This window comes from Actinosynnema sp. NPDC059797 (assembly GCF_042732085.1).
Taxonomy (GTDB): domain Bacteria; phylum Actinomycetota; class Actinomycetes; order Mycobacteriales; family Pseudonocardiaceae; genus Actinosynnema.
The window spans coordinates 1-4,648 of sequence record NZ_JBHWIE010000478.1; the positions used below are offsets into that span (position 1 = coordinate 1).

General features: G+C 71.6%; 4 protein-coding genes. 1 reads left to right on the plus strand and 3 read right to left on the minus strand.

Annotated elements, in window-relative coordinates; genetic code table 11:
- Positions 1 to 59: 59 nt before the first annotated feature.
- Together ACFV4N_RS40120 and ACFV4N_RS40125 are read right to left on the minus strand one after the other, a co-directional pair.
- Positions 60 to 992 carry an ATP-binding cassette domain-containing protein gene (locus tag ACFV4N_RS40120; RefSeq protein WP_499677924.1) on the minus strand — a complete coding sequence of 311 codons (933 nt, stop codon included), beginning with the start codon at positions 990 to 992 and terminating at the stop codon, positions 60 to 62.
- Between the two features lie 54 nt (positions 993 to 1,046).
- A complete protein-coding gene (locus ACFV4N_RS40125) occupies positions 1,047 to 1,865 on the minus strand; it encodes an ABC transporter permease (protein WP_499677925.1) in 819 nt (272 codons plus the stop codon).
- A 284-nt stretch (positions 1,866 to 2,149) separates the two neighbouring features.
- On the opposite strand from ACFV4N_RS40125, the gene ACFV4N_RS40130 reads away from it, so the two are divergent.
- Complete coding sequence (locus ACFV4N_RS40130; protein ID WP_499677926.1) at positions 2,150 to 3,361, plus strand: nucleotide disphospho-sugar-binding domain-containing protein; 1,212 nt, start codon at positions 2,150 to 2,152, stop codon at positions 3,359 to 3,361.
- A gap of 151 nt (positions 3,362 to 3,512) precedes the next feature.
- On the opposite strand, the gene ACFV4N_RS40135 is transcribed toward ACFV4N_RS40130, so the two are convergent.
- Positions 3,513 to 4,648: glycosyltransferase family 4 protein (locus ACFV4N_RS40135; RefSeq protein WP_499677927.1), on the minus strand; the 1,136-nt coding region annotated here is incomplete at its 5' end.

Consider the following 4,648-nt stretch of genomic DNA (forward strand, 5'->3'; position numbering starts at 1 on the left):
GGTTCACCGGCGGGCGCCGCGTCCTGATCGCCACGTCGCGCCGAGCGGCGCGCGCCGGGTCAGTCGTGGGGCGAGTCCGTGACGGCGAGGTAGACGTCGTCGAGCGTCGGCTCCGCCATGGTGACCTCGGCGATCGCGATCTGCTCGCGCTCCAGCGCGACGATGGCGGTGGCGAGGTCGGACGGCGTGGTGGCGGGCAGGACGATCGACCCGTCGCCGGGAAGCGGGGCGAACCCGGCCTCCGCCAGCAGCGCGACGGCGCGGTCGGTGTCGGCCTGCACGGCCGGGCGCAGGTGCGTCGACGCACCGCCGACCCGCGCCTTGAGCGCCGCGGGCGTGCCGGAGACGGCCACCCGTCCCCGGGACAGCACCGAGATCCGCTGCGCGAGTCGGTCGGCCTCGGTCAGGTACTGCGTGGTCAGCAGGGCGGTCGTGCCGGAGATGACCAGTTCCTCGATGATCTGCCACAGCCCCAGGCGCCCCGGCGGGTCGAGGCCGGTGGTCGGCTCGTCGAGGAACAGCACCTCCGGTCTGCCGACCAGGCTCGCGGCCAGGTCGATGCGGCGGCGCATACCGCCGGAATAGGTCCGCACCGCCCGCCGGGCGGCGTCGGTGAGCCCGAACACGGCCAACAGGTCGTCGGCGCGGGCCCTGGCCTGCCGGGTGCTCGCGCCGAGCAGGCGCGCGACCAGGACGAGGTTGTCCCGGCCGCACAGGTTGTCGTCGACCGAGGCGAACTGCCCGGTCAGCCCGATCCTGCCGCGCACCAGGTGCCCCTGGTCGCGCACGTCGAACCCGGCGACCGTCGCCTCGCCGGACGTGGGCAGGACGAGCGTGGACAGCACGTTGACCAGGGTGGTCTTGCCCGCCCCGTTGTGCCCGAGCAGACCGTGCACGGTGCCGCGCTCGACGCTGATGTCGACCTCGGAGAGCGCGGTGACCGCGCCGAAGGACACGCTGATCTTCCGCGCCTCGATCACGGTCCGGTTCATGGGCGTGGTCCCTTCCTGCCTCGGAGGCCGTCGTCCGGCGGAGTGGTCATCGCGTCACGGGCGCCGGAACGCGCGGGTCGCGACGTGCATCCCGACCACGGCGATCACGAGGCTCGTCACGCACGCGGCGAGCAACTCCGCGCCGACCGGCGTGTCCATCGTCAGGGCGCGCGCGGCGTCCACGGCATAGGTCAGCGGGTTCACCACCGCGACCGCGCGCAACCAGTCCGGCAACGCCTCGACCGGCACGTAGGCGCTGGAGGCGAACATCAGCGGGAACATGGCGAGGGAACCGGCCATCTGCATGGCGTCCGGGCTGCGCAGCACCGCGGCGAGGGCCAGGAAGATCCAGGTGAGCGCCCAGTTCACGTAGAGGGTGAGCAAGACCGAGGCCAGCGTGCCCAGCACCCCGCCCACGGGGCGGAAACCGAACAGCAGCGTGGCGGCCACGACGAGCGTGGCCAACTGCACCGCGGTGCGGATCACGTCGGCCAGGCTGCGCGCCACCAGCACGGCCCGCGGTGCCACCGGCATCGCCCGCAGGCGCTTGAGCAGACCGTTGTCCATCTCGGACACCAGGCTGACCCCGGACTGCATGGCCGAGCCGATGCCGGTGGTGACGAGGATCGCGGGCATGAGGTAGTCGACGTAGGAGACCCCGGGCGGGAAGCTCGCGATGTTGGCGATGCTGGCGAACACCTGGCTGAAGAGGGTGAGCATGATCAACGGCTGTGCGAGGCTGAAGAGGACCAGTTGCGGGTCGTTGACCAGGATCCGGAGCGTCCGGCCGCAGAGGACCTGGACCTGGACGCGGACCCGCGCTCCGGTCCAGTGCGCCGGAGGCCCGTCCGCGCAGGGGGAGGAGGAAAGCACGGCGGTGCGGTCCTGCCGGGTGACTCCCGGGGGTCTCTGCATTCGTTACGCCCCCCGTGCGTGCGAGTTTCCGTCGGCCGCGACAACAGAACGGTAGTGACCACGGGGAAACCGCGTCAACGGTGTGGCCTCGGGGGGCTGGTGTTTAACGTTGGCCTTAATGTGACGCCGCCGAACGCGCGGAAAGGGCGTCATCTGGTGCATGCTTCCGGTCGCTCGCGTCGGATACGCTGAATTGTCTTGCCGGTATTGGCTTTTCCGCACCCCACGCGAAGGATGTCAGCATGGTGAGGTTCGTCCTGGTGCCCCTGCCCGCCCACGGGCACGCGGCTCCGATGTCCGCCCTGGCGCAAGGACTTCGCGCGGCGGGCGTCGCGGTCACGGTGGCGGTCAACGCGGAGTTCGCGGCGCCGTTCACCGCGGCGGGCGTCGACGTGGCCCTCATCGACGCCACCGTGCGCAGGCACATCCCGGATCGCAAGTCGGCGCGCCAGTTCGCCAGGGAGGTCGGCGAGATCCGCCGACTCCGGCAGAGCATGAAGCGCTCGGTCGACCAGGTGGTCCGCCTGCTGGCGGGTGACCCCGGCACCATCCTGGTCGCCGACATCGGCGCCCGCTGGGCGATCGAGGCCGCCGACAGGACCGGAACCCCTTTCGCGGTGCTGTTCGCCAGCCACGCGTTCAACGAAGAGCTGTTCATTTTTGAGGTGGGCAAGCGGATGGGGCACCGCGCGGCCGGCGTCGCACGCCGACTGCGCCTCGGTCCCCGCCTCATCCCGGCGATCCGGTCGGTGCCACCCCGGGCCGAGGTCGGCTTGGTCAACTCCATCGCGGAGCTCCAACCGGAACCGCAGATGTTCCGCGAGGGCTACCGGATGGTCGGTCCGCTCCGCAAGACCGACGACCACCACGAACCGGTGGAGCTGCCCTGGCGGCAAGGGGAACGGCTGCTGTACGTCTCCACGGGAACCTTCTTCACCCGTGGGGAGGAGTTCTTCCGGAAGGTCGTCCGCGCCTTCGCCGACTCGTCGTGGAACGTCGTCCTGGCCACCGCGCACACCGACCCCGCCGCATTGGGCGCTCTACCGGGCAACGTGGTGGCGCACCGCTACGTCCCCCAGCTGTCGGTGCTCGAACGCAGCGCGGTGTTCATCACTCACGGCGGGATCAACTCGGTGTTCGAGTCGATCGCCGCGAGGGTGCCGATGGTCCTGGTGCCCCGAAGCCAGGAGCAGGTCACGAACGCGCGGGGAATCGCCGACCAAGGCGCGGGCGTCGCGATCGAGGTCACCGCCGACGCCGAGCGGATTCGCCGAGCGGTGGAACAGGTGCACGCCGACCCCGCTGTCGCGGCCAACGTGGCGGCACTCGCCGATCGGATCGAGCACCGCGAGCTGGGGCCCGCGGCGGCCGTGAAGGCCTTGCTCGAGGTCGCCGCCCGATTGGACTTCGGTCATGGACCTCGGGTCCAGTGTCCTGCGCCTGAAGTTCGTTGATGAACCGCACGGTCGTCGGGTGGCTCCGGGGCACGGCGTCGCCGGATCGTGCCGGGCGGCGCGGGCGGTAGGTCCGACTGGGACGTCGCGGTCGAGACCAGGTCGACACGGTCGAGCTGTCCGACGACGTCGCCGCGAGAGGCGCGGTGGTCTACCCGGTCCGCTGCCGGAACGCATCCCGCGCCGCGCGCACCGTCGCCTCGACCGTGCTCAGCAACGTCTCCCGGCCGTACTTCCGCCGCACCAGTTCACGCGCGCGGCCCGCCAGCTGTTCCGCCGCCGTGCGGTCGCGCAGCAGCCGCAGCACGGCTTCGGCGAAGTCCTCGGGCTCGTCCGCGAGCAGCAGGTGCTCGCCGTCCCGGGCGTCGATCCCCTCGGCGCCGATGACGGTGCTGACCACGGGTGCGCCGATGGCGAAGGCCTCCAACACCTTGATCCTGGTGCCACTGCCCTGTCGCAGCGGGACGGCCACGACATCCGCCGCACGCACGTAGGTCCGGACATCCGGGACCAGGCCGAAGATCCGCACGCCGTCTCCGGCCAGGTCGTCGATCGCCCCGAGGTTCATCCCGACCAACCAGACCTCCGCCTCCGGCGACCGCCGGCGGACCCGGGGAAGGATCTCGCGGACCAGTCGTCGGGCGGCGTCGATGTTGGGCGGCCAGACGTAGCTGGCCTGCAACAGGATGCGCGGACCGCGCCGTTCCTCGGGGAGCGCCTCCGCCACCGTTCCCGGGGACAGGTAGACGTTCGGCACGACACTGCAATTCGCCGGACCGCCGAGCCGCTGCCGGTCCAGTTCGCTGCACGTGACGACCTGGTCCGCCTCACGCACCGCATCGCGTTGCAGCGCCTCCCACAGGACCGCGTCGCGGGCGAACGCGGCGTGGTGGGTGTGGGCGAAGTTCTGGGCGCTGAGCCGGTCGTTGAGGTCGTCGATGTCGATGACGGTGGGGACGGCCGTGTCGCCGCGCAACGGCGCCCAGGTCTGGATGCGGTTGCACCAGATCAGGTCGTACCGGTGCCGGCGGACCGTCTCGCGCAACCGGGCGCCGAACCTCCGGCACACGTCCAGGGCGCCAAGGGGGTAGTCCTCCTCGACCTCGCGCGGCGGCACGGCCGGGCCTGCCTCGACCCGCACCGAGGAGATGCCGGGGGGTGCGGGTTCGTCCGGGCTCTGCCGGGTCCAGGCGCGGTCGACGAAGACGATGTCGACCTGCCCGATCTCGGCCAGGGCCGCCACCGTCGCGGCGGCCCGCAGCCGGCTGCCGGAGTTCGCCGGCCAGG

Coding starts and splice junctions, on each gene's coding strand:
- ACFV4N_RS40120 (WP_499677924.1), bottom strand. CDS start 992: ATGAACCGGACCGTGATCGAGGCGCGGAAGATCAGCGTGTCCTTCGGC.
- ACFV4N_RS40130 (WP_499677926.1), top strand. CDS start 2,150: ATGGTGAGGTTCGTCCTGGTGCCCCTGCCCGCCCACGGGCACGCGGCT.